The 23913-nt window shown below is 67.8% G+C and carries 27 protein-coding genes; 24 read left to right on the top strand and 3 right to left on the bottom strand.

Translation table 11 applies throughout. The annotated features are described in order from the left end of the window. Positions 1 to 22: 22 nt before the first annotated feature. Positions 23 to 451 carry a BLUF domain-containing protein gene (locus tag QOL57_RS01130; protein WP_089240799.1) on the top strand — a complete coding sequence of 143 codons (429 nt, stop codon included), beginning with the start codon at positions 23 to 25 and terminating at the stop codon, positions 449 to 451. Between the two features lie 3 nt (positions 452 to 454). Here the strand turns inward: QOL57_RS01130 and QOL57_RS01125 are convergent, their stop codons facing one another. After that, entirely contained in the window at positions 455 to 742 is a 288-nt protein-coding gene (locus QOL57_RS01125) for a metalloregulator ArsR/SmtB family transcription factor (RefSeq protein WP_089241290.1), read from the bottom strand. Between the two features lie 117 nt (positions 743 to 859). On the opposite strand from QOL57_RS01125, the gene QOL57_RS01120 reads away from it, so the two are divergent. From QOL57_RS01120 to QOL57_RS01110, 3 genes are all read left to right on the top strand, one after another. Continuing rightward, the gene (locus QOL57_RS01120; RefSeq protein WP_089240801.1) at positions 860 to 1297 is read left to right on the top strand and encodes a YeeE/YedE thiosulfate transporter family protein; all 438 of its coding nucleotides are present in this window, start codon (positions 860 to 862) and stop codon (positions 1295 to 1297) included. Beyond that, entirely contained in the window at positions 1294 to 1707 is a 414-nt protein-coding gene (locus QOL57_RS01115) for a YeeE/YedE family protein (protein WP_089240803.1), read from the top strand. The genes QOL57_RS01120 and QOL57_RS01115 overlap by 4 nt, the downstream gene beginning before the upstream one ends. Before the next feature lie 63 nt (positions 1708 to 1770). Continuing rightward, a complete protein-coding gene (locus QOL57_RS01110; protein WP_089240805.1) occupies positions 1771 to 2823 on the top strand; it encodes a linear amide C-N hydrolase in 1053 nt (350 codons plus the stop codon). On the opposite strand, the gene QOL57_RS01105 is transcribed toward QOL57_RS01110, so the two are convergent. Beyond that, complete coding sequence (locus QOL57_RS01105; protein ID WP_089240807.1) at positions 2820 to 3602, bottom strand: DUF6491 family protein; 783 nt, start codon at positions 3600 to 3602, stop codon at positions 2820 to 2822. The two genes, QOL57_RS01110 and QOL57_RS01105, sit on opposite strands and share 4 nt — an antisense overlap. A gap of 80 nt (positions 3603 to 3682) precedes the next feature. Here QOL57_RS01105 and QOL57_RS01100 point away from each other — a divergent pair, with 80 nt between their 5' ends. The 6 genes from QOL57_RS01100 (at position 3683) to thrC (ending at position 10512) form a co-directional block, all read left to right on the top strand. Further along, positions 3683 to 4402, top strand: a complete 720-nt coding sequence (locus tag QOL57_RS01100) for an AraC family transcriptional regulator (RefSeq protein WP_089240809.1) — start codon at positions 3683 to 3685, stop codon at positions 4400 to 4402. 66 nt (positions 4403 to 4468) lie between these two features. After that, positions 4469 to 5419, top strand: a complete 951-nt coding sequence (locus QOL57_RS01095) for a DMT family transporter (RefSeq protein ID WP_089240811.1) — start codon at positions 4469 to 4471, stop codon at positions 5417 to 5419. Between the two features lie 138 nt (positions 5420 to 5557). Beyond that, the gene (locus QOL57_RS01090; RefSeq protein ID WP_176429879.1) at positions 5558 to 5695 is read left to right on the top strand and encodes a hypothetical protein; all 138 of its coding nucleotides are present in this window, start codon (positions 5558 to 5560) and stop codon (positions 5693 to 5695) included. Positions 5696 to 5780: 85 nt separating this feature from the next. Next, complete coding sequence (gene thrA, locus QOL57_RS01085) at positions 5781 to 8285, top strand: bifunctional aspartate kinase/homoserine dehydrogenase I (protein WP_089240813.1); 2505 nt, start codon at positions 5781 to 5783, stop codon at positions 8283 to 8285. Then, on the top strand, positions 8282 to 9196 hold the full coding sequence (locus QOL57_RS01080; protein WP_089240815.1) for a homoserine kinase: 915 nt from the start codon (positions 8282 to 8284) through the stop codon (positions 9194 to 9196). Before thrA ends, QOL57_RS01080 begins: the two co-directional genes overlap by 4 nt. Before the next feature lie 29 nt (positions 9197 to 9225). After that, the gene (thrC, locus tag QOL57_RS01075) at positions 9226 to 10512 is read left to right on the top strand and encodes a threonine synthase (protein ID WP_089240817.1); all 1287 of its coding nucleotides are present in this window, start codon (positions 9226 to 9228) and stop codon (positions 10510 to 10512) included. A 102-nt stretch (positions 10513 to 10614) separates the two neighbouring features. Here the strand turns inward: thrC and QOL57_RS01070 are convergent, their stop codons facing one another. Continuing rightward, a complete protein-coding gene (locus QOL57_RS01070) occupies positions 10615 to 11367 on the bottom strand; it encodes a helix-turn-helix domain-containing protein (protein ID WP_089240819.1) in 753 nt (250 codons plus the stop codon). Between the two features lie 126 nt (positions 11368 to 11493). Here QOL57_RS01070 and hisS point away from each other — a divergent pair, with 126 nt between their 5' ends. The 14 genes from hisS (at position 11494) to QOL57_RS01000 (ending at position 23861) form a co-directional block, all read left to right on the top strand. Next, complete coding sequence (gene hisS, locus QOL57_RS01065; RefSeq protein WP_089240821.1) at positions 11494 to 12891, top strand: histidine--tRNA ligase; 1398 nt, start codon at positions 11494 to 11496, stop codon at positions 12889 to 12891. 23 nt (positions 12892 to 12914) lie between these two features. Beyond that, positions 12915 to 13184 (top strand): hypothetical protein, encoded by a 270-nt coding sequence (locus QOL57_RS01060; RefSeq protein WP_089240823.1) that lies wholly within the window; start codon positions 12915 to 12917, stop codon positions 13182 to 13184. Between the two features lie 164 nt (positions 13185 to 13348). Beyond that, positions 13349 to 13657, top strand: a complete 309-nt coding sequence (locus QOL57_RS01055) for a YerC/YecD family TrpR-related protein (protein WP_025874839.1) — start codon at positions 13349 to 13351, stop codon at positions 13655 to 13657. A 34-nt stretch (positions 13658 to 13691) separates the two neighbouring features. Continuing rightward, on the top strand, positions 13692 to 14603 hold the full coding sequence (gene hisG / locus QOL57_RS01050; RefSeq protein ID WP_033830971.1) for an ATP phosphoribosyltransferase: 912 nt from the start codon (positions 13692 to 13694) through the stop codon (positions 14601 to 14603). Beyond that, a complete protein-coding gene (gene hisD / locus QOL57_RS01045; RefSeq protein ID WP_089240825.1) occupies positions 14600 to 15895 on the top strand; it encodes a histidinol dehydrogenase in 1296 nt (431 codons plus the stop codon). The genes hisG and hisD overlap by 4 nt, the downstream gene beginning before the upstream one ends. Next, positions 15892 to 16986, top strand: coding sequence for a histidinol-phosphate transaminase (hisC, locus tag QOL57_RS01040; protein WP_089240827.1), 1095 nt, complete (start codon positions 15892 to 15894; stop codon positions 16984 to 16986). The genes hisD and hisC overlap by 4 nt, the downstream gene beginning before the upstream one ends. Beyond that, positions 16983 to 18056 carry a bifunctional histidinol-phosphatase/imidazoleglycerol-phosphate dehydratase HisB gene (gene hisB / locus QOL57_RS01035; protein ID WP_089240829.1) on the top strand — a complete coding sequence of 358 codons (1074 nt, stop codon included), beginning with the start codon at positions 16983 to 16985 and terminating at the stop codon, positions 18054 to 18056. The genes hisC and hisB overlap by 4 nt, the downstream gene beginning before the upstream one ends. After that, a complete protein-coding gene (hisH, locus tag QOL57_RS01030) occupies positions 18053 to 18655 on the top strand; it encodes an imidazole glycerol phosphate synthase subunit HisH (RefSeq protein ID WP_089240831.1) in 603 nt (200 codons plus the stop codon). Before hisB ends, hisH begins: the two co-directional genes overlap by 4 nt. Next, complete coding sequence (gene hisA, locus QOL57_RS01025) at positions 18652 to 19386, top strand: 1-(5-phosphoribosyl)-5-[(5-phosphoribosylamino)methylideneamino]imidazole-4-carboxamide isomerase (protein ID WP_089240833.1); 735 nt, start codon at positions 18652 to 18654, stop codon at positions 19384 to 19386. Before hisH ends, hisA begins: the two co-directional genes overlap by 4 nt. Further along, on the top strand, positions 19380 to 20156 hold the full coding sequence (gene hisF, locus QOL57_RS01020; protein WP_089240835.1) for an imidazole glycerol phosphate synthase subunit HisF: 777 nt from the start codon (positions 19380 to 19382) through the stop codon (positions 20154 to 20156). Before hisA ends, hisF begins: the two co-directional genes overlap by 7 nt. Next, a complete protein-coding gene (gene hisIE / locus QOL57_RS01015) occupies positions 20146 to 20766 on the top strand; it encodes a bifunctional phosphoribosyl-AMP cyclohydrolase/phosphoribosyl-ATP diphosphatase HisIE (RefSeq protein WP_089240837.1) in 621 nt (206 codons plus the stop codon). Before hisF ends, hisIE begins: the two co-directional genes overlap by 11 nt. A gap of 64 nt (positions 20767 to 20830) precedes the next feature. Then, positions 20831 to 22420 (top strand): calcineurin-like phosphoesterase family protein, encoded by a 1590-nt coding sequence (locus QOL57_RS01010; RefSeq protein WP_089240839.1) that lies wholly within the window; start codon positions 20831 to 20833, stop codon positions 22418 to 22420. Positions 22421 to 22468: 48 nt separating this feature from the next. After that, a complete protein-coding gene (locus QOL57_RS01005) occupies positions 22469 to 22753 on the top strand; it encodes a hypothetical protein (RefSeq protein ID WP_089240841.1) in 285 nt (94 codons plus the stop codon). An 85-nt stretch (positions 22754 to 22838) separates the two neighbouring features. Then, the gene (locus tag QOL57_RS01000) at positions 22839 to 23861 is read left to right on the top strand and encodes a glucokinase (RefSeq protein WP_089240843.1); all 1023 of its coding nucleotides are present in this window, start codon (positions 22839 to 22841) and stop codon (positions 23859 to 23861) included. The last annotated feature ends 52 nt before the right edge of the window (positions 23862 to 23913 follow it).

Below are 23913 nucleotides of genomic sequence, written 5' to 3'. Positions count from 1 at the left end.
CCACTCTTGCAAAGGAAGCTCCATGCCACTGCGTGCCATCGCCTATGTCAGCCAGTCCAAGCCGGATCTGTCCGCCGAACGTCTGCAGACGCTGGTCGAAGATGCCGCGCGCTTCAACAAGCTGGCAGGGGTGACCGGCGTGCTGCTGAATGACGGCGAGCGCTTCCTGCAGTACATCGAAGGCCCACCCGATGGTATCGATTCGGTGTATGAGCGCATCCTGCAGGCCAGCAGCCATGTCGACATCGTCGAACTCGCGCGCGGCCGGGTTGGCCAGCGCCAGTTTCCGTACTGGGCGATGCGCGAGTTGCCGGTCGATGCTGCGCTGCTGCGCCAGCTTTCCGCGGGTGACTGGTCGGGATTCGCCCGCACGGTGAACGGTGACAGCACATTGCTCACCGCGGTGGATCTGTTGACCGAGGTCGTGCGGCCGGCGCTCAGCGCGGGCTGATCGCTAGCGCTGCGGTGCACAGTACGCCGCGTGCAATGCCTGCAGTACCCCCAGCGCCGGACCGTCCAGCAGCCGATAGTGCAGTGTCTGTGCCTGCCGTCGCGTTGCCACCACATCCAGATGGCGCAGCACGGCCAGATGCTGTGACAGCGCCGATGCGCTCAGGCCGGTCACGGCCTGCAGTTCCGGCACCGGTGCTTCGCCTTCCACCAGACGACACAACACACGCAGTCGCGCCGGGTGGGCCAGCGATTTCAGCAAAGCGGCCGCCTGTGCGGCATGCGTGGCCATCGCGGCACTGTCGGTGGTGATGCTCGGCACGGCTTGACCCGATAGTTCAGGAAAGACTAATTTAGGAGAATCTAAATTAAAGGGCAAGCCGATGCGCGCGATGCAGAGGGGCAGGGCATGAACCTGCCATGGGCGGCAATTGCAGGCGGCGGCCTGATCGGTGCGTCGGCGGTGGCACTGCTGGCCACACTGGGGCGGGTGGCGGGTATCAGCGGCCTCACCGCTGGCGCGGTGGCCGCACCACGTGGTGATCGTGGCTGGCGCTGGGCCTTCCTGCTCGGATTGATGGTGGCTGCCGCGGCGGTGCTGAGCTGGCAGGCGGGCGCGGGACAACCACCGCGCGCGTTGTTGCGTGACGCACTGCCGGCCTGGCAATTGATCGCTGCCGGTGTGCTGGTGGGCGTCGGTACGCGGCTGGGCAATGGCTGCACCAGCGGCCACGGTGTCTGTGGCCTCGCCCGTGGTTCACGACGATCGCTGGTGGCGGTGCTGGTGTTCATGGCCTGCGCGATGCTCACCACGTTCCTGGCGCGCCACGGCGGAGGCCTGTCATGAGCCGCAGCCTGTGGGCCGCATGTGCTGCCGGTGGCCTGTTCGGCGCCGGTCTCGCGCTGGCCGGCATGACCGACCCGCGTCGCGTGCTCGGTTTCCTCGATGTGGCCGGCGACTTCGATCCCACGCTGGCCTGGGTACTGGCGTCGGCACTGCTGGTCAGTGCACTTGGCCAGTTCTGGTTGCGGCGGCGGCAACGTCCATGTTGCGCCGAGTGTTTCCAGCTGCCGACGGCGCAGGCCGTAGACAGGCGGTTGTTGCTGGGTGCGGCAGTGTTCGGTATCGGCTGGGGCTGGGTCGGCTATTGCCCGGGGCCCGCGCTGGCCGCGTTGGCGGTGGGCGCGCGCGAAGCCCTGTGGTTCGTGCCGGCGATGGCGGCTGGTTTCTGGCTGCATGACCGCTGGCTGCGCTGAGGTTTCACGTTTGCCTCACCGGTGCAGGGTTCAGATCACTTTTCCCGGGGAAAGGAGCATGGCATGGCACGGATGAAGTGGAACGGCAGCGCGTTGTTGGCGGCGGCACTGGCGACGGCGGCGATGCCGGCCATGGCCTGCACGCGCGCGGTGTATCTGGGCGACAACGGCGATGTCATCACCGCCCGCTCGATGGACTGGAAAGTGGATGTCGCCACCAATCTCTACGTGTTGCCGCGTGGCATCGCGCGCACCGGACAGGCGGGGCCGGCGTCGATCGCGTGGACGGCGCGCTACGGCAGCGTGGTGGCCACCGGCTACGACATCTCCACCACCGATGGCATGAACGAGAAGGGCCTGGTCGCCAACCTGCTGTGGCTGGTCGAGTCGGAATACCCGGCCCAACGCAGCGGCAAGCCCGGCCTGTCGATCTCGTTGTGGGCGCAGTACGTGCTGGACAATTTCGCGACGGTGGAAGAAGCCGTGACCGCCCTGCAGCGCGAGCCGTATTCGATCGTCACCGACAAGGTGCCGGGCGAGGACCGCCAGGCGACGCTGCATCTGTCACTGTCCGATGCCACGGGTGACAGCGCGATCGTTGAATACATCGGCGGACGCCAGGTGATCCACCACGATCGCCGCTACCAGGTGATGACCAATTCGCCTGTTTTCGACCAGCAACTGGCGTTGAACAGCTATTGGCAGCAGATCGGTGGCACGGTGATGCTGCCGGGCACCAACCGATCGGCCGACCGCTTCGCGCGCGCTTCGTTCTACATCAACGCGATTCCGAAAGCGGAAGATCCGGTGGAGGCGCTGGCCAGTGTGTTCAGCGTGATCCGCAACGTGTCGGTGCCGTTCGGCATCACCACGCCGGGCGAGCCCAACATTTCGTCCACCCGCTGGCGCACGGTTGCCGACCACAAGCGGCGCCTGTACTTCTTCGAGTCGGCACTGACACCGAACACCTTCTGGGTAGATCTGAACAAGGTCGATTTCGGCGGCAAGGTGCTCAAGCTCGATCTCGGCCGTGATCAGCGCAATACGTTCGCCGGCGATGCACTGGGCCATTTCGTGCCCAGCGCACCGTTCACCTTCCTCGGCGTCGACGGCTAGTTCGACGCCTGGCTTGAGGCCGGGTAGACCGCCTGGATCGTGCAGGCGCCGCGGCGGGTGTAGCGGGGCAGCGGCGCCACCGCGTCGCTGCGCTCGTCGAAGCTGTCGAAATCCGCCGTAACCACGCGATCGCCGGGGTTGCCGCAGATCAGGCCGTTCTGCATGCCGGATTGGAAGCTCAATTCCGGTGCGCGGTCGAGCTGGAGGCAGTGGCTGCCCAGTTCGACACGGTAAAAGCGATGGCCGCCGCTGCGCAGCGGGTTGGTTTCCACCAGCATGCCCTGCGTGTCGGACGACCAGCCGCGCACGTTGCGGGTGGCGAAGCAGTACGAGGCCGAGCCGCCGAAGCCGCGGCGGACGTCCCTGCGTTCGCTGATGGTCAGCGCCGGCAAGGTGGCCGTGCGCAGACGGTCGCTATCGCGCGCAACGCTGGCGTAGTCGCGGTTCTGCACCGGAGTGACAGCGCTGACGGCACAGCTGCGGCCATCAACCACGACGCGCTCGCTGGGACGACCGCAGGCCCAGCCGGCGGGTGCTTCCAGCTTCAGCGTGGTGGCCGCGCGGACGCCGGGGCAATCCTCGGAGAAGTCGATGCGATAGGCCTGGCCGGAGGCGGCACGCAGCGCGATCGAGCGTGGTGATGCCTGCTCCACTTCCTGGACGCCGGTAGCGTCCATGCAGTGCGGGGCCGGTGGCGTGCGTTCCTGTGCGGAGGCGCCGGTGGCCAGTGCCAGACTGAGACTGGCGGCCAGCATCAAGCATACCTGCTGTTGGGTCATGACCTGCACTCCATGCGTGGGTGACGGGCCGACTATAGCAGCGGTTTGCACGGCCCGTGTTACACGCGCACACTGGCCCGATGGGCGCCATTTTCCACCTGCGGCACTACGGCCGGGCCACTGGGCTGGACCGTCATGACTATGCACAGTGGGTGCTGCCACTGGCGGGTGAGCTGCAGTTCGAGATGGAGGGCCGCGGAGGTCGGCTGGACCTGCTGCAGGGCGCTTTCGTGGCGGCCGGCGAGGCGCACGACCAGATGGCCGAGGGTCCCAACGGTTTTGTGATTGTCGACTGCGGGCCGGGCGTGCTCGATGACGCGACCCAGGAGCACCTGTGCCGGCAGCGCTGGCTGCATCTGCCGCTGTCGCTGCGGCAGCGGCTTGCCCAGGTGCAGATGGGCAAGCCAGTCCCAGTGCTGTTGCCGGAACTGCTGCGGATGTTCGCGCCGGCGGGTAGCGGCGCCCGCCTGCAGGGCCTGTGCGCTGCCGTCGAAGCGATGCCGGGGCAGGCGTGGTCGGTCGCGCGCATGGCCGCCTTCGTCGGCATCAGCGAAAGCCGTCTGCATGCGGTGTTCCAGCGTGAGTTCGGGGTCAGCCCGCAGGCCTGGCTCAGTGCCAGCCGCCTGCGCTGGGCCAAGCACCAGCTGCGGGTCAGTCCGGCATCGATCAGCGATATCGCACTTGCTGCAGGGTATTCCGAGCAGAGCGCACTGACTCGTGCGCTGCGCCGCGAATGCGGGCAGACGCCGGCAGCCTGGCGGCGAGGCGCCCCCGACGCTACGCAAACCAACCGGCAGTAGCCTCGGTCAAGACCGGCCGCCAGCGGCCGCTTACACTGCGCGGCCCGCTCTCCCCGTGAACCCGCAATGCGCAACAACCCGATTGCTCTGGGCATCGCCAATGGCATCGCCGCCGGTGCGCTTTGGGGCGTGGTCTTCCTCGCGCCCGCCGTGCTGGACACCTTCAATGCACTGCAGCTTTCCGCCGGTCGCTATCTGGTCTATGGCCTGATCGCGGTGGCGCTGCTGCTGCCGCGCTGGAAGCGCTTGGCGCCGAAACTCGGCCGCGCCGAATGGATCGGCCTGTTGTGGCTCAGCCTCGCCGGCAACCTGGTGTATTTCCTGCTGTTGGCCACGGCAGTGCAGTGGGCCGGTGGCGCCGCTGCTTCGTTGATTGTCGGCCTGATTCCGGTAGTGGTCACCCTGGTGGGCGTGCGCGAGCAGGGCGCGGTGCCGTTGAAGCCGTTGCTGCCGGCGCTGGGCCTGTGCGTGCTCGGGGTGGCGATGGTCGGCTGGGAAGCGCTGATGTCCGAACACCTGGGCACCCCCTGGCGGCAGCGCTTGATCGGCCTGCTGTGCGCGTTCGGTGCGTTGTTCTCGTGGGCGCTGTATTCCATCGGCAACAGCCGCTGGTTGGCGCGGCGGCCTGATCTTTCCAGCCATGACTGGTCGCTGCTGACCGGCGTCACTACCGGTGGTTTGTCATTGCTGCTGGTGCCGATGGCCTTCATCGGACACGCCGGGTCTCATACGGCCGCTCAGTGGGGTGGGTTCTGGGCAATCAGCGCGGGCGTTGCAGTGGTTGCTTCGATCCTCGGCAATGCATTCTGGAACCGCGCCAGTCGCCTGCTTCCGCTGACCCTGACCGGGCAGATGATCGTGTTCGAAACCCTGTTCGCGCTGCTGTATGCCTTCGCCTGGCAGCGTCGTTGGCCAAGCCTTCTGGAACTGCTGGCGATCATGCTGCTGGTCGGCGGCGTGCTGTTGTGCGCGCATGCGCACCGCACGCCCCGCGCGATCACCGAACATGTCGGCTGAATCGACGCGTTGAAGCCGACGATCACTGGTTTGTCTCAATTGCAACCAAATGCCGGCACGTTGGCCGATGATCGCCGCAAGGAAATATTGCGCCGCAACACTTGACAGCGGCCATCGTGCCGGTGTTTTCTGTACGCCATGGTCCTTGATGCCGCCAACGCCTGTCTGATCGCCCCCGCTGCCGCGGGCCGTTCGACTGCGCCGGTCGCCATCACCACCACCATTACCACCACCACCGTCACCACTGCCCTGGTGCGGCCCGTCGTCTTCGTGTAACTCCCGAAAACAACGGCCCCGCACCATCCAGGTGACGGGGAAACTCGACCACCTGCATGCGACGGGGCCTCCAACCGAGGTCTGCATGTCTTCCATCGCCCCCGCCCATTCGCCTGCTGCGTCCGCTCTGGCTGCGCCGTCCACTGTCGTGCACAAGTTCGGCGGCACTTCGGTGGCCGACGCTGAGCGCTATCGCCATGTTGCCGGTCTGCTGCTGGCCCGCCCCGAGTCGTTGCAGGTCAGCGTGGTCTCGGCCATGAAGGGTGTTACCGACGCGCTGATCGAACTGGCGCACCTGGCAGCCCAGGGCGATGCCGGCTGGCAGGAAGCCTGGCATGCACTGCGCGCACGCCATCGTAGTGCCGCGGTAGCGCTGCTGGGTGAGCAGGTGGGCGACACCGTGGACTGGATCGACGCGCGCTTCGACCAGCTGGCCGAGGTGCTGGCCGCTCTGGCAGTGATCGGTGAACTGCCACGCGAAGTACTCGACCGCGTGCAGGGCCTGGGCGAAGTGTTCTCCGCGCAGCTGCTCGGCACCCACCTGCGTGCCCTGGGTGAGGACTGCGCGGTGCTGGATGCGCGCGATGTGCTGGTGGTCGGCCATGGCGAACTGGGCGTGGATGTCGACTGGGATGCCAGTGCCGGCCGCCTTGCCGCATGGCGGCTGCAGCACCCGCAGTTGCGCGTGGTGGCTACCGGGTTCGTCGCCCGCGACCGCCAGGATCGCGTCACCACGCTGGGTCGCAACGGCAGCGACTATTCCGGTGCGATCTTCGCTGCACTGTTCAACGCCGATGAGCTGCACATCTGGACCGACGTCGACGGTGTGCTGTCGGCCGACCCGCGGCTGGTGCCGGAGGCCGTGCAGCTGCACGCGCTGAGCTACGACGAGGCCTGCGAGCTGGCCTACTTCGGGGCCAAGGTGGTGCATCCGCAGACCATGTCGCCGGCAATCCGGCTGGGTCTGCCGATCTTCATCCGCAACACGTTCCACCCCAGCCATCCGGGTACCCGCATCAGCGCCGAGCGCTCGCCACGCGGACCGGTGAAAGGACTGACGCTGAGCGCGGATCTGGCCCTGCTGAACCTGGAAGGCACCGGTCTGATCGGCGTGCCCGGCACCGCCGAACGCGTGTTCGCCGCGCTGCGCCAGGCGCAGGTCTCGGTGGTGATGATCTCGCAGGGGTCTTCCGAACATTCGATCTGCTGTGTTGTCCGCGCAGGCGAAGCGGCGCGTGGTCGCGATGCCGTGGTGCAGGCGTTCTCGCACGAACTGGCTGCCGGTCAGGTGCAGCGCGTGCAGGTCAGCGAGGGCGTCAGCGTGCTGGCTGCGGTCGGCGATGGCATGGCGGGCCAGCCGGGCGTGGCCGCGCGGCTGTTCGAATCGCTGGGCCGGGCGCAGGTGAACATCCTGGCGATCGCGCAGGGGTCGTCCGAGCGCAACATTTCGGTGGCGGTGGCAAGCGCCGATGCCACCCGCGCGCTGCGTGCCGCGCATGCGGGGTTCTGGCTGTCGCCGCAGACGTTCGCGGTGGGCGTGATCGGTCCGGGCAATGTCGGCGCCGCGCTGCTGGACCAGTTGCTGGCCGCACGCCCGCAATTGCTGGCCAGGGCCAACGTCGATCTGCGCCTGCGCGCGCTTGCGTCACGCTCGCGCATGCGCCTGGAGGCCGATGGCCTGCATGAAGACTGGCGCCAGGCGCTGCAGGACGCCGGACAGGCCAGCGATCTGGACCAGTTCACCGAGCACCTGCTGGCCGCGCATCTGCCGCATGCGGTGGTGATCGACTGCAGTGGCAGCGCAGAGGTCGCCGAGCGCTATGAAGGCTGGCTGGCCGCCGGCATCCATGTGGTGACCCCGAACAAGCAGGCCGGCGCCGGGCCACTTGCACGCTACCAGCGCATCCGCGCGGCAGCGGCCGCCAGTGGTGCGCGCTTCCGCTACGAGGCCACCGTGGGGGCTGGTCTGCCGGTGATCACCACGCTGCGTGATCTGGTGGATACCGGCGACGAAGTGCTCGCTGTCGAAGGTATCTTCTCCGGCACGCTGGCCTGGTTGTTCAATCGCTTCGACGGCAGCCAGCCGTTCTCGGATCTGGTCGCGCAGGCGCGTTCGATGGGCTACACCGAGCCGGATCCGCGCGATGACCTGTCCGGTGTGGACGTCGCGCGCAAGCTGGTGATCCTCGCCCGCGAGGCCGGACACGCACTCAGCCTGGAGCAGGTGCAGGTGGAGAGCCTGGTGCCGGCGTTGCTGCGCGAGGGAAGCGTGGACGACTTCATGGCCCGCCTGGGCGCATCCGATGAGGCGCTGCTGGCACGGCTGCACGACGCCCGTGAGCGCGGTGCAGTGCTGCGCTATGTCGCGCGGCTGGGGCCGGACGGTGCCTCTGTCGGCCTGCAGGAGCTGCCGGCCGACCACGCGTTCGCCAACCTGCGGTTGACCGACAACGTGGTGCAGTTCCGTACCCGCCGCTACTGCGACAACCCGCTGGTGGTGCAGGGCCCGGGCGCGGGTCCGGAAGTCACCGCTGCCGGTGTGTTCGCCGATCTGCTGCGGGTGGCGGCCGGCGAAGGGGCGCGCCTGTGATCGCACGCGCCTTCGCGCCCGCATCGGTGGCCAACGTGGCCGTGGGCTTCGACATCCTGGGCCACGCCATCGCCGGTATCGGCGATACGGTGAGCGTGCGCCGCATCGACGAACCACGGGTGCGCATCGACGCCATCCGCGGCAGTGCGGTCGAATTGCCGCTGGAAGCCGCCGGCAACACCGCTGGCGCGGCGCTGATATCGCTGCGTGAGGGGCTGGGACTGGGCTTCGGTTTTGCCATCGAGATCGACAAGGGCATTCCCTTCGGCTCCGGCATGGGCGGATCGGCCGCGTCCTGCGTGGCCGCACTGGTGGCGGCCAATGCGCTGTTGGACGTGCCACTGTCGCGTGAGGCGCTGTATCCGTTCGCACTGGATGGCGAAGCCGTGGCCAGCGGTGGCCGCCATGGCGACAACGTCGGCCCACTGCTGCTGGGTGGCGTGGCGCTGTGCACCGCCGATCGCCTGGTGCCGGTTCCGGTACCGGCCAGCTGGCACAGCCTGCTGGTGCATCCACATGCGGTGCTGGAAACCCGGCGCGCGCGGCAGGCGCTGCAGGGCAGCTATGCGTTGGGCGAATTCGTTGCGCAGAGCGCCAACCTGGCGCTGGTATTGAGTGGCTGCCATCGCAGTGATGCATCGCTGGTGCGCGCCGGCCTGCGCGACGTGCTGGTCGAGCCGCGGCGGGCGGGCCTCATCGTCGGCTTCGACGCGGCGCGTGACGCCGCACTGGCTGCAGGCGCGATGGGCGCAGGCATTTCCGGCGCTGGGCCCAGCGTATTCGCTTGGTTTGAAGATGCCGACCAGGCGCGCGCGGCAGCGGAACCGGTGCGTGCGGCCTTCGCCGCTGCCGGTTTCGACAGCGATGCCTGGATCTCGCCGCTCGATGCACCCGGAGCCAACTTGTGCTGAATTCTCCCTTCCTACCGGATATCGATCCCATGCAATTCGTTTCGACCCGTGGCCAGTCGCCGGCTGTTGGACTCAGTGCGGCCATCGCCGCCGGTCTCGCGCCTGATGGTGGGCTGTACGTTCCGCAGGCGCTGCCGGCGCCGCGCACGCTGCAGGCCGGTGCGACCCTGGCCGACACCGCCGCTGACCTGCTGGCGCCCTTCTTCGACGGGGATGCGCTGGCCGATGCCTTGCCATCGATCTGCCGTGAGGCCTTCGATTTCCCCGTGCCATTGCGTGCGCTGGGCAACGGTGATCACGTACTGGAGCTGTTCCATGGGCCGACGGCGGCATTCAAGGACATCGGTGCGCGTTTCCTGGCCGGTGTGCTGTCGCGGCTGCAGACCGGCAAGGACCGCGATCTGACCATCGTGGTGGCTACCTCCGGTGACACCGGCGCGGCCGTGGCAGCGGCCTTCCATCGGCAGCCCGGTGTACGCGTGGTGGTGCTGTATCCCGATGGGCGGGTGTCACCGCGACAGGCCCATCAGCTCGGCTGCTTCGGCGACAACATCCGGGCGCTGCGGGTAGCCGGCTCGTTCGATGATTGCCAGGCGATGGTGAAGCAGGCGCTGGCCGACCGCGACCTGCAGGCGCAGGTGCCGCTGAGTTCAGCCAACAGCATCAGCCTGGGCCGGCTGCTGCCGCAGATGAGCTACTACGCGCATGCGGCGCTGACCCATCACGCGCAGCATCAACGGCGCTTGAACCTGGTGGTGCCGACCGGCAATCTCGGCAACGCGATGGCGGCGGTGTTGGCACGCGCGCTGGGCGTGCCGATCGGGCAGATCGTGCTGGCCACCAATGCCAATGCGGTGCTGCCACGCTATTTCGGTGGCGATCAGTACCAGCCGTTGGCCAGCATTGCGACTGTGGCCAACGCCATGGACGTCGGCGCTCCCAGCAATTTCGAGCGGCTGCGCTGGCTGTACCAGGGTGACGATGCCGAACTGCGCGCAGCGTTCCGCGCCTTCGCAGTGGATGACGTGACCATCCGCGCGACCATCGCCAGTGTCCATGCCAGCAATGGCGAGCTGTTCTGCCCGCATACGGCCACGGCGGTGAAGGTGCTGCAGGATCTGCGTGCGGGCGGCGCCAAGGGCGATTGGGCAGTTGTCGCTACCGCGCACCCGGCCAAGTTCGAGGCGGTGGTGGAACCGTTGATCGGCGAAGCGGTTGCGGTGCCGCCGGCCTTGGAGGCGCTGCTGCAGCGTCCAGCGCATGCCGAACCGCTGGCGGCCGATTACGCGGCGTTGCGCGCGGTGTTGTTGCGTTGATGGAGGCGTCTGCGTGGTTGCCGGCCAGCGGCCGGCACTACCCTGATGCGTGCTTCTGGTAGTGCCGGCCGCTGGCCGGCAACCCCAGCAACGTCAGGGCCCTCAGCCCTGCACTTCACCAGCCAGACTGCGCAGGGCATCCTCGTCGAGGATCTCAACGACGTTCAGATGGGGCAGGGCGATCAGGCCCTGCTGGCGCAGCTTGGTGAAGGTGCGGCTGACCGTTTCCATGGTCAGACCAAGATGGTCGGCGATGTCGCCGCGGCCCATCGGCAGCGAAACACGCAGGCCATCGCCACCCAGCTTGGCCTCGCGCGCAGCCAGGCGGAGCAGGAAATCAGCGAGTTTTTCCGCCGGTTGCAGGCGTGCCAATGCCAGTGCGGCATCCTGCGCAGCATCCAGTTCCTGGCAGGCGCGCTGCAGCAGCTTGCGCTCAAGGTGCGGATAACGGGCGCGCAGGCCCTTCATCTGCGGCAGGGCGACGCGGCAGACGCGACTGTCGGCGATGGCCTCGATGTCGTAGCGATGGTGGTCGCTGCCGCTCAGGCCCAGGTAATCGCCGGGCAGCACGAAGCCATTGATCTGACGGCGGCCGTCGGCAAGCGTGCGTACCAGCCGCAGCGCGCCGCCGGTCAATGTATAGACATGCTGGCGCTCTTCGCCGCTGCGGGCGAGGGTGCTGCCCATCGTCAACTGCTGCGACACGGTGACCTGTTCCAGCGCCTGAACTTCATCGGGAGACAGCGCCGAGCACACCGCCAGGTGGCGAACCGAGCAGTGCAGGCAGTCCAGCGTAGGGCAGGACGGCGAGGCGGAGTCATTGGTGGCGGGCGGAGCGCCGGAAGGCCGTGACATGTTGCGGGGGCGTATCGCGGGCGGGGAGGGCCTTATGATACTTCAAGCGGCCGTTCGACCCTGCCCGAGGCGGGGGCGCTAGAATGTCGCCCCCTCCCACGTCCCGTTCCTGCAGGAGTTCCGCCCGTGATCAAGCCCCGTACCCCGCCCGGCACCCTTGAACTGCTGCCGCGCGAGCAGATTGCATTCCAGCGCATGCTGGACGTGATCCGCCGGAACTACGAGCGCTTCGGGTTCCTGCCGGTGGAGACGCCGGTGTTCGAGCTGTCCGATGTGCTGCTGACCAAGTCCGGCGGCGAGACCGAGCGCCAGGTGTACTTCGTACAGTCCACCGGCGCGCTGGCCAACGCCGCCGAATCCGGCGACCGTTCGCTGCCGGAGATGGCGCTGCGCTTCGACCTGACCGTGCCACTGGCGCGTTACGTGGCCGAGCACGAACACGAGCTGACCTTCCCGTTCCGTCGCTACCAGATGCAGCGCGTGTACCGCGGCGAGCGTGCGCAGCGCGGCCGCTTCCGCGAGTTCTACCAGTGCGACATCGACGTGATCGGCAAGGACAGCTTGAGCGTGCGTTACGACGCCGAAGTGCTGGCGGTCATCCACGCGGTGTTTGCCGAACTGCGCATCGGTGACTTCAGCATCCAGCTGAACAACCGCAAGCTGCTGCGCGGCTTCTTCGAGAGCCTGGGCGTGGCCGAGGGCGAGCGCCAGCTGGCGGTGCTGCGCGAAGTGGACAAGCTGGACAAGCGTGGCCCCGACTACGTGCGCGAGACGCTGGTGGGCGAGGGCTTCGGTATTCCGGCCGAACAGGTCGAGAAGATTCTTGCCTTCGTCGCCGTGCGTTCGCAGGGCCATGCCGATGCGCTGGCGCAGCTGGCGGCACTGGAAGCCGGCGCCGGTTCGTCGGAGATCCTGCGTGCCGGCGTGGCCGAGCTGCGCGAAGTGCTGCAGCTGGTGCAGGCACTGGGCGTTCCGGAAAGTGCGTATTGCCTGAACTTCTCCATCGCCCGTGGCCTGGATTACTACACCGGCACGGTGTACGAGACCACGTTGACCGACCACCCGCAGATCGGTTCGATCTGTTCCGGTGGCCGTTATGAAGACCTGGCCAGCCACTACAGCAAGTCCAAGCTGCCGGGCGTTGGCATTTCCATCGGCCTGTCGCGCCTGTTCTGGCAGCTGCGCGAAGCCGGCCTGATCGAGGGCATCGAGGCCAGCAGCGTGCAGGCGCTGGTAGCGTTGATGGACGAGCAGGGCATGCCGCAGTCGCTGGATATTGCCCGTCGCCTGCGCGCCGGTGGCATCAACACTGAAGTGCAGATGGAGCCGAAGAAGATCGGCAAGCAGTTCCAGTACGCGGCCAAGGCCGGTATCCGTTTCGTGGTGCTGGCTGGCGAAGACGAACTGGCGCGCGGCGTGGTGGCGGTGAAGGACCTGCTGCGCGAGCAGCAGTTCGAAATCTCGCGCGACGAACTGGCCAGCACTCTGCAGGTGGAGCTGGAGCAGTCGCGGGTCATGCCGTGACGCGTGCCGCTGCAGGAACACTGATGCTGTTCCTGCTGGCGGCATGCCAGAGCGATCCAGCGTTGCGCAGCACCCGGATCGGCCCTGCGTATTACCAGCTGGTGGCTGATCGCTGCCATGTGATGGATCGAGCGCAGCTTGAGCAGGATCTGCAGGCCCTTGCCGAGCGGGCGTGCCCGGGCCGGGCCGGAGCGCTGCAGAACCTGCAGCCTCGTCCCAGCCGGCAGGGCAGCCTGTTCGGTGAATGCCTGCGGCGCGGCGCGCTGCAGGCAGAGGTCCGCTGCCTGCCCTGATCGAAGTCCTGTCCATTGCTGCATCCGAACGCCCACCGCCCGGTGGGCGTTTTCGTTTCCGCTGCCTGAACGGGCCTGGCGGAACCTGGCCGTGCCTTTGACGCAGCGTGCAAGAATGCGTTAATGTACTAACACGCTATTACATTGATGCAAGAGCCCCGCTCGTGAAAGCCCGCCCCGACATCGCCGCCAAAGATCCGCAAGCCGATCTGGACGCCCTGGCCCAGGCCTTTGCCGCGCTGCGCGAGCCGGAGCAGGTGGTCGCCTTCCTGCGTGACCTGTGCACGCCAGCCGAGCTGGAAGCCATGGCCGACCGCTGGAAGGTGGTGCCGCTGCTGCAGCAGGGCGTGCCCTATCGCGAGATCCACGAGCGCACCGGCGTCAGCGTGACCACCACCGGACGGGTGGCACGCACGCTCGAGCATGGCCATCGAGGCTATGCCGCCGCTGTCGACCGCCTTGCTTCGCGCTGATCCGCGCCCCGTTCCAGACTTCGAGACCTCCCCCATGAGTGCAACCCAGGCAGCGCCGGCGCGAGACCGGCTGCGTATCGCCATCCAGAAGAGTGGCCGGCTGGCCGAGCCCGCCCGCAACCTGCTCAGTGCCTGTGGCCTGAGCTGGCGCGAGAGCCGCGACAAGTTGTTCTGCTACGGCGAATCGCTGCCGGTGGACCTGTTGCTGGTGCGCGACGACGACATTCCCGGCCTGATCGCCGATGGCGTCTGCGACCTGGGCATCGTCGGCCGCAATGAACTGGACGAACAGGCGGCCGCGCGTCGCCAGATCGGCCTGGCCGATGCCTACCAGGCATTGCGGGGGCTGGGCTTTGGCCAGTGCCGCTTGATGCTGGCGGTGCCGGAAGACTGGCAATGGCAGGGGCCGGCACAACTGGCCGGTACCCGCATCGCCACCAGCTACCCCGCCATCCTCAAGCAGTGGCTGGCCGCGCAGGGCGTGGATGCACAGGTGGTGGAACTGTCCGGCTCGGTGGAGATCGCGCCGCGCCTGGGCACCGCCGACCTGATCTGCGACCTGGTCTCCAGCGGCGCCACGCTGCGTGCCAACCAGCTCACCCCGGTGCACAACCTGCTCGATAGCGAAGCCGTGCTGGCCGGTGCGGTACGCGTTCCCGATGATGCGCGCGGCGCGCTGCGCAGCATGCTGCTGCGCCGCCTGGACGGTGTGGTGCAGCGGCAGGACCGCAAGCTGCTGATGTTCCGCGCCAGCGAGGACCGCGTCGACGCGTTGTCGCAGCTGCTGGCCGATGCCGAACCGTTGGTGCGTTTGCCTGCCGATGGCGGTGCATTGCGCCTGCAGACCATGTGCCCCGGTCCATTGACCTGGCAGCGCATGGAAGAACTGGAGCGCGCCGGCGCCCAGGGCCTGATGGTACTGAGCGTGGAGCGGTCGCTGGCATGAATCGTCTGATCTGGTCGCAACTTGACGAGGCCGCACGCAGCGCGGCGCTGACCCGCCCGGTGCAGACCGTGGCGCAGCAGACCCGTGATGCGGTGGCCGCGCTGATCGCGCAGGTGCGCACGCAGGGCGACGCCGCGCTGCGCGCGATCACCGCGCGCTTCGATGGCGTGGATCTGCAGGATTTCGAAGTTTCCGCAGCCGAGTTCACAGCTGCCGATGCCGCGGTGCCGGCCGAGCTGCGCCAGGCCATGGTGGAAGCGGCCGAACGCATCACCCGCTTCCACGCGGCCGGCATGGGCCAGGGCTATACGGTGGAAACCGCGCCGGGCGTGGTCTGCGAGCGCATGCTGCGGCCGATCGGCCGGGTTGGGCTGTACGTGCCGGCCGGTAGTGCGCCACTGCCGTCCACTGCGCTGATGCTGGGCGTGCCGGCGCAGTTGGCCGCTTGCCCACAGGTGGTGCTGTGCACCCCGCCGCGTGCCGACGGTACGGCCGATCCTGCGGTGCTGGTGGCCGCGCGCCTGACCGGTGTGCAACGCGTGTTCAAGCTGGGTGGTGCGCAGGCGATCGCGGCGATGGCCTATGGCACCGAAAGCATCCCGGCGAGCGACAAGCTGTTCGGGCCGGGCAACAGTTTCGTCACCGAGGCCAAGCAGCAGGTGGCACAGGACGGTGCCGCCGCCATCGACATGCCGGCCGGTCCCTCGGAAGTGCTGGTGATCGCCGATGCCGGCGCCAATCCGGCCTTCGTCGCCGCCGATCTGCTGTCGCAGGCCGAGCACGGCCCGGATTCGCAGGTACTCCTGCTGACCGATGACGCAGCGATGCTGGCTGCCGTCGAGGCCGAAGTGGAACGCCAGGTGGCCCTGTTGCCGCGGCAGGACATTGCCCGCCAGGCACTGTCGGCGTCGCAGTTGATCCAGGTTGAATCGCTGGTGGATGCGTTTGCGATCAGCAACCGCTACGCCCCCGAACACCTGATCCTGGCCCTGCGCGAACCGCGCGACTGGCTGGGCCAGGTGCAGGCGGCCGGTTCGGTGTTCCTCGGCGACTACACGCCGGAAGCACTGGGCGACTACTGCAGCGGCACCAACCACGTGCTGCCCACCGCCGGTGCCGCGCGTGCCTACAGCGGTGTCAGCGTGGCCAGTTTCCAGAACCTGATCAGCGTGCAGAGCGCGAGTGCCGCCGGCTTGGCCGCGATCGGTGGCTGCGCGCGCATCCTCGCCAGCGCCGAAGGGCTGGACGCGCACGAACGTGCGGTGGCGCTGCGCATGGAGGTGGCCGCATGAGCGCGGACATCGACGGCGTGCTGGCCTTGGTGCGCTCGGATCTGCAGGCCTTCGCCGGCTACAGTTCGGCGCGCAGCAGCGCTGTGCAGGGTGAGGTGTGGTTGAACGCGAATGAATCGGCGTGGGCCAATCCGGCCGATGCCACCGGCGGCAGCCGCCGCTACCCGGAGCCGCAGCCAGCTGCGCTGCGTGAAGCACTTGCCTCGCTGTACGGCGTGCAGCCGCAACAGCTGCTGGTAGGCCGTGGCAGCGACGAAGCGATCGATCTGCTGGTGCGCGCCCTGTGCGTGCCGTGCCGCGATGGCGTGCTGGTGACGCCGCCGGTATTCGGCATGTACGCGGTCTGCGCGCGGTTGCAGGGTGCGCCGTTGATTGAAGTCCCACTGATCGATGATGAAGAGGGCCTGCGCACGGACCTGGATGCGGTGATTGCCGCTGCGAAGGGGCAGGGCGCCAAGCTCGTTTTCCTGTGCGCGCCGTCCAATCCTGCCGGCAGCGATATCCCGCTGTCGGAAATTGAGCGCGTAGCCGTTGCCCTGCGTGGGCAGGCGCTGGTGGTGGTGGATGAGGCCTATGTCGAGTACGCGCAGCGCGCCTCGGCGACCTCGCTGCTTGCCGCACACACCAACCTGGCGGTGCTGCGCACATTGTCGAAGGCGCACGCACTGGCTGCCGCCCGCGTCGGCACCTTGATCGCCGCGCCGGAACTGATTGCCGTGCTGCGTCGCTGCCAAGCGCCATACCCGGTGCCGACGCCGTGCGCCGAGCTGGCCGTGCAGGCACTGCAGCCGGCCGCGCTGGCACGCACCGCCGAACGCGTGGCCACGGTCATCGCTGAGCGCGAACGCCTGGGCGCCGCGCTGGTTGGCCTGCCGGGCGTCCGCCGGGTGTACGCCTCGGCCGGCAACTACCTGCTGGTCCGCTTTGCCGATGCCCAGGCCGCGTTCGACACACTGCTCGCTGCCGGTGTGGTGGTGCGCGACCAGCGCGCTGCGCCACTGTTGGGGGATGCACTGCGCATCAGCATCGGCAGCCCCGAGGAGAACGACCGCGTGCTTGCGGCCCTGTCGGCACGGAGGGCTGTGGCATGACGCCCATCCTGTTCATCGACCGCGACGGCACCCTCATCGAGGAACCGGCGGATTTCCAGATCGATGCCTACGAGAAGCTGCGTTTCGTGCCGCAGGTGATCCCGGCGCTGCTGAAACTGCGCGATGCCGGCTACCAGTTCGTGATCGTCACCAACCAGGACGGTCTGGGTAGCGAAGGCTATCCGCGCGCCAGCTTCGATGGCCCGAACGACCTGATGCTGCAGATCTTCGAAAGCCAGGGCATCGTCTTCCGTGACGTGCTGGTCGACGCCAGCTGGCCGCACGAGAATGCGCCGACCCGCAAGCCCGGCATCGGCCTGATGACCGCCTACCTGCAGGACCGCAGCATCGACTGGGCGCGCTCGGGCATGGTCGGCGACCGCATCACCGACCTGCAGTTCGCCGACAACCTCAACATCCGTGGCTTCCAGCTTCGCACCGAACAGTTTGGTGGTGAGTGGGACTGGCCGGGCATTGCTCACGCACTCGCCGATGCGCCGCGTACGGCGGTGGTCCAGCGCAATACCAAGGAAACGAAGATCCGTGTCGAACTGGATCTGGATCGTGCCGGCGATGCGCACATCCACACCGGCCTGCCGTTCTTCGACCACATGCTGGAACAGATCGGCAAGCACGGTGGCTTCGCCCTGGACATCCGCGCCGAGGGCGATCTGCACATCGACGAACACCACACCATCGAAGACACCGGTCTGGCGCTGGGCCAAGCCCTGCGCGAAGCACTGGGGGACAAGCGCGGCATCGGTCGTTACGGTTTCACCCTGCCGATGGATGAAACCCTGGCCAGTGCTGCGCTGGATTTCAGTGGCCGCCCGTATTTCGTGTTCGAAGGCGAGTTCAAGCGCGAGCGTGTGGGCGACATGCCGACCGAACTGGTCCCGCACTTCTTCCGATCGCTGTGCGATGCCAGCGGCCTGAACCTCAACCTGCAGGTGCGCGGCGACAACGACCACCACAAGGTCGAAGCGTGCTTCAAGGCCTTGGCGCGTGCGTTGCGGCCTGCGCTTGCGCGGCAGGGCACCGCATTGCCGACCACCAAGGGGGCGCTGTGAGCGAGGTCGTGCTGATCGATGCCGGCGGCGCCAACCTGGGCTCGGTGCGCTACGCACTGGAGCGGCTCGGCGCCACGGTGCGCCTGGTCCGCGACCCCGCTGGCCTGGCCGGTGCGCGACGGGTGATCCTGCCCGGCGTCGGTGCGGCCGGCCCCGGCATGCAGCGACTGCATGCGCAGGGACTGGTCGAGCCGCTGCGCCAACTGCAGGTGCCGCTGATGGGTATCTGCCTGGGCATGCAGCTGTTGTTCGATCGCTCCGAAGAGGCCGGCGTGGATACGCTTGGATTGATTCCCGGGGTGGTGCGCAAGCTGGTGCCGGCCTGTGGCATCCGCGTGCCGCACATGGGCTGGAACCGGCTGCTGCCACTGCGCCCGTCGCTGCTGCTGCAGGGGGTTCCCGAGCGCGCCAGTGCGTACTTCGTGCACAGCTACGCCGCGCCGCTGAACAGCCATACCGTGGCCGCCTGCGACCACGGTGGCCTGTTCACTGCGGTGGTCGAGCAGGGCCGCTACTTCGGTGCCCAGTTCCATCCCGAGCGGTCCGGCGATACTGGTTCGCTGATGCTGCGCAATTTCCTCGAGGGCACCGCTGCATGAGTTTCACCGTCTATCCCGCGCTGGATATCCGTGATGGCCGCGTCGTGCGGCTACGCCAGGGCGACTACGCGCAGGAAACCCACTATGGCGACGATCCGTTGCCGCGTGCGCAGGCGTTCGCGGCGCAGGGCGCGCAGTGGATGCACCTGGTCGACCTGGATGCCGCACGTGCCGGTGGCTATACGCTGGCGCCGCTGTTGGCCGCAATCCGTGCGCAGACGCCGCTGCAGGTACAGACCGGTGGCGGTGTGCGTGGCCGCGACGACGTGGCGCGCATCCTCGATGCCGGCGCCAGCCGCGTGGTGATCGGGTCATTGGCGGTGCGCGAGCCCGAACAGGTGATCGGCTGGCTGGCCGAGTTCGGCCCGGAGCGGTTGACCATTGCCCTCGATGCGCGCCAGGACGCGCAGGGGCAGTGGCAGTTGCCGGTGCACGGCTGGACCGAAAACGCGGGGGTGACCCTGGATGCGCTGGCCGAACGCTACGCGCAGGCGGGCATGCACCATCTGCTGTGCACCGACATTGCCCGCGACGGCATGCTGGCCGGCCCGAACATCAGCCTGTACCAGCACCTGGTGGCGTTGCTGCCCGGCGTGGCGGTGCAGGCGTCGGGCGGTATCCGCGATGTGGCCGATGTGGCTGCGGCGCAGGCCGCCGGGTGCGGCGGTGCGATTCTCGGCAAGGCGCTGCTGGAACAGCGCATGGACCTGGCGGAGGCGCTGGCATGCTGAGCCGCCGCATCATTCCCTGCCTGGACGTACGCGATGGCCGCGTGGTCAAAGGCGTGCGCTTCCGCGATCACGTTGACATGGGGGACATCGCCGAACTGGCCCAGCGCTATCGCGACCAGGGCGCCGACGAGCTGGTGTTCTATGACATCGGCGCCAGCCCCGAGGCACGTTCGGTGGACGTGGCCTGGATCGAGCGCATCGCGCGCCTGATCGATATCCCGTTCTGCGTGGCCGGTGGCATCGACAGCGTGGAGACAGCGCGTCGCGTGCTGTTCGCTGGTGCGGACAAGATATCGATCAACTCACCCGCGCTGGGCCGCCCGGAACTGATCAGCGAACTGGCTGAAGAATTCGGCGTGCAGTGCGTGGTGGTGGGTGTCGACTCGGTGCGCGAGGAAGACGGCCAGTGGCGCGTGCGCCGATTCAGTGGCGACCCGGACAAGACCCAGGCGGTGCCGTTGCGCACGCTGGACTGGATCGTCGAGGCGCAGCGCCGCGGTGCCGGCGAGATCGTGCTGAACTGCATGGACAGCGATGGCGTGCGCCGCGGCTATGACGTGGAGCAGCTACGACAGGCGCGTGCGCTGTGCCAGGTGCCACTCATCGCGTCGGGAGGCGCGGGTGCGATGGAGCACTTCGCCCAGGCCTTTGACCAGGCCGACGTTGACGGTGCGCTGGCGGCCAGCGTGTTCCACAGTGGCGCCATCGCCATTGCCGACTTGAAGCGCTACCTGCGCGAGCAGCAGATCGAGGTACGAGATGTCTATTGATGTGCGGCCGTCGCCGCAGGCGCTGGAAACGCTGGACTGGGACAAGGGCGATGGACTGTTGCCGGCCGTGGTGCAGGACGTCGACACCCTGCAGGTACTGATGCTGGGCTACGTCAGCGCCGAGTCGCTGGCGGCGACGCTGGCGATCGGTCACATGACCTTCTTCAGCCGCAGCAAGCAGCGTCTCTGGACCAAGGGCGAGCAGTCCGGCAATGTGCTGGCGGTGCAGTCGATCAGCGTCGATTGCGATGCCGATACGCTGCTGGTGCTGGCACGCCCGGCAGGCCCCACCTGCCACACCGGGGCGGAAAGCTGCTTCGATGGCGCGCCGAAGGACTTCCTCGGTGGCCTGGACCAGCTGGTCGCCGTGCGTGAGGCGCTGCGTCCTTCCGGCAGCTATACGACATCCCTGTTCGAGGGCGGCATCCGTCGCATCGCGCAGAAGGTGGGCGAGGAAGGCGTGGAGACGGCGCTGGCCGGCGTGGCGCAGGACGATGAAGCACTGCTCAGCGAGGCCTCGGACCTGCTGTACCACCTGCTGGTGTTGCTACGCGCGCGCGGGCTGTCGCTGGAAGATGCCCGCGACGTGCTGGAAAAGCGCCATCGTTGAACAAGGTGTGCGGACCAACGGTCCGCACCTACAATATGGCGTCTTCTTTTCCCCGGACCCCCCCATGAAACTGCCTGCCGCCTGGCTGTGCTGCCTGTTGCTGACCTCGCCGGCCTGGGCCGCGGACACCGTGGTCAGCGGCAAGGTCTATCTGGAGCGTGACGCCAAGCCGGGCCGCGGTGCGACCGATCCGGGCCTGGCCGGCGTGCAGGTGTCCAATGGCGAAACCATCGTCAAGACCGCTGCCGATGGCAGCTACAGCCTGGCGGTGCGTGACGGCCAGACGGTCTTCGTCATCAAGCCCGATGCCTATTCCTTCCCGAAGGCTGCCGACGGCCTGCCGTCGTTCTGGCGGCACTACCGGCCGAACGGTTCCCCTGCGCTGAAGTACGGCGGCATCGCGGCCACCAGTGATGTCGCCCGCAACTGGGACTTCGCCCTGCAGAACGACCGGCATGACAGCCGCCGTGGCTTCCAGATGCTGGTGTTCACCGATTCGCAGACTGCCAGCCTGCAGGACATCGGCTACTACCAGCAGTCGATCGTGGCGCCGCTGGTGGGGCAGACCAAGGCTCGCCTGGGTACCACGCTCGGTGACATCGTCAACGACGACCTGACCCTGTACCCGGCGATCAACAAGGTCACCACCGAGCTCGGCGTGCCGTGGTTCCACGTGCCCGGCAACCACGACCTGGACTTCGACGCGGCCAATGACGCGCATTCGCTGGACAGCTGGCGCAACATCTACGGCCCCGATACCTATGCGGTGGAAGAGGGCGGCGCCAGCTTCGTGTTCCTCGACGACGTGGTGTACGACCCCAATGCCAAGCCGAAGTATGTCGGTGGCCTGCGCGAGGATCAGTTCGCCTTCCTTGCTGCGTATCTGAAGGGTTTGCACAAGGACCGCCTGCTGGTGCTGGGCATGCACATCCCGCTGTTCGATGCAGCACCGGGTCGCGAGACCTTCCGCCATGCCGACCGTCAGCGCCTGTTCGACCTGCTGAAGGACTTCCGCAACGTGCTGGTGCTCAGCGGCCACAGCCACACCCAGCAGCACGTCTACCACGGCAAGGCTGATGGCTGGCAGGGTGCCAGGCCGCTGCACGAGTACAACGTCGGTGCCAACTGCGGTGCGTTCTGGTCGGGCGTGAAGAATGCCGCCGGCGTACCGGACAGCACCATGAGCGATGGCACGCCGAAGGGCTATGCGCTGCTGGACGTGGCCAGCAACGGCAGCTACCGCCTGCAGTACCGGGTGGCGGGTGCGGCAGCCAGCGAGCAGATCGGCCTGCATGCGCCGAAGGTGCTGCGCAAGGGCGCGTACCCGGCGTGGGGCATCTACGCCAACGTCTACATGGGCGAGGACGCCAGCGTGGTCGAGTACCGCGTCGATGGCGGCGCCTGGCAGCCCATGAAGCAGGTCAGCCAGCCTGATCCGCGGCTGATGGTGGAGAACGTCGCCGACGATCTGGCTTCTACGTTGCGCGGCTACGACCGCTCGCCGGAAGCCACCGCCTCGCCGCACCTGTGGCGTGGTGCGTTGCCGACCGATCTGGCCGTGGGCAGCCACAAGGTCGAGGTGCGTTCCACCCAGCCGGATGGTGCGGTGTTCACCGCCAGCACCAGCTACAGCCTGCAGACCGCGCAGCCCTGAGCGCGGGCCGGGCTTCCGTCACGCACTTCCATCACGAAAGGACGCAGCATGGATATCCGCTTCATTGCCGGCACCACGCCGGTCACCCTCAGCCGCCACTGGTTCACCGGCGCGATGATGCTGCAGAGCGCCAGCGAGAAGGTATGGGTGCAGCACCCGCTGCATCCAGGCACGCATTTCTCGTTCTCGCTGGTACAGTCGTGGCAGCGCCATATCGCCGGCCATGAAGTGCTGGTGGAGCGGACCCGGCCGCTGCTGTTCGCCGGGTTCCGTCCGCAGCGCCTGCGGGTGCTGGTGGATGGCGTGCAGGTGGCCGAGCAGGAAGGCATGTGAGCCCGGGCGCCGCTGTCGCCGCGCTAGGCAAAGGCCGGCCGATGCCTGAGAATCGGGACGATTCAATCGATCCAAGCAGGCCAGCGTGAACGTTGCAGCAGTGTCCCCGGTTCCATCCGAACCCGCCCGCAGCGGCGTTCCCCGCAGCCTGGTGGTCGCCGATGTCGGTGGCACCTTCGCCCGCCTGGCGCTGGCTGAGACCGTGCCGGGGCAGGCGCCGCGGCTGGGCAGCTACCGCACCTACGCCTGCGCCGACCACCCCAGCCTGGCGGCGATCCTCGCCGATTTCACCGCCAGCCTCGGCCAGCCGATGGCCAGCGCGGTGGTCGCCATCGCCGGGCTGCTCGACGGCGACACCCTGATCAACGCCAATCTGCCGTGGACCGTGTCGCTGTCGGCGACGCGCCGCGAGTCGGGCCTGCCCGACCTGCAGCTGATCAATGATTTCGAAGCGGTGGCGCTGGCCATTCCCTATCTGCAGGCCGACACACTGGTGCCGTTGAACGGCGATGCCGATCCGGCCAAGACGTTCCCGGCGCTGGTGCTGGGGCCGGGCACCGGCCTGGGGGCGGCATTGCGCTTCGCCGATGGCGAGCGCCCGGTGTTGGCCAGCGAGATCGGCCACGCTGCATTGGGCGCCGGCAACGCGCTGGAGCTGCATGTACTGGGCCAGCTGCTGCAGCGCTGGCCGCACGTGGACAACGAGCGCGTGCTGTCCGGCAGCGGCCTGATGAACCTGTACCCCTGCCTGTGCGAACTGCGCGGCGTGGCGCCGCAATGGACCAGCACCGAAGCGCTGATCGCGGCTGCGCGGCAAGGCGACGATGCGCTGGCGGTGGAGACCCTTCAGGTGTTCTGCGCCTGGCTGGGCAGCCTGGCCGGCGACGCGGCGATCGCGGTTGGCGCGCGCTCGGTGTACCTGGCCGGCGGCATTTCCACCCATGTGCAGGATTTCCTGGCCGACGGCCGTTTCCGTGAGCGCTTCCTCAACAAGGGCGTGCTGACCGACGTCCTGCGCCAGGTGCCGGTGTGGCGGGTCGAACATGGCCAGTTGGGCGTGCTCGGCGCAGCGGCCTGGCACGCCGCGCGGACGCCCGCGCACGATTGATCGGCGCTGCCGGCATCGGGCCGGCGGGCGCAGCATGCAGACGGAGGCGAAG

This window comes from Stenotrophomonas sp. yr243 (assembly GCF_900184195.1).
Classification (GTDB): Bacteria; Pseudomonadota; Gammaproteobacteria; order Xanthomonadales; family Xanthomonadaceae; genus Stenotrophomonas; species Stenotrophomonas lactitubi.
This window is presented reverse-complemented; position numbering and strand designations above follow the sequence as displayed.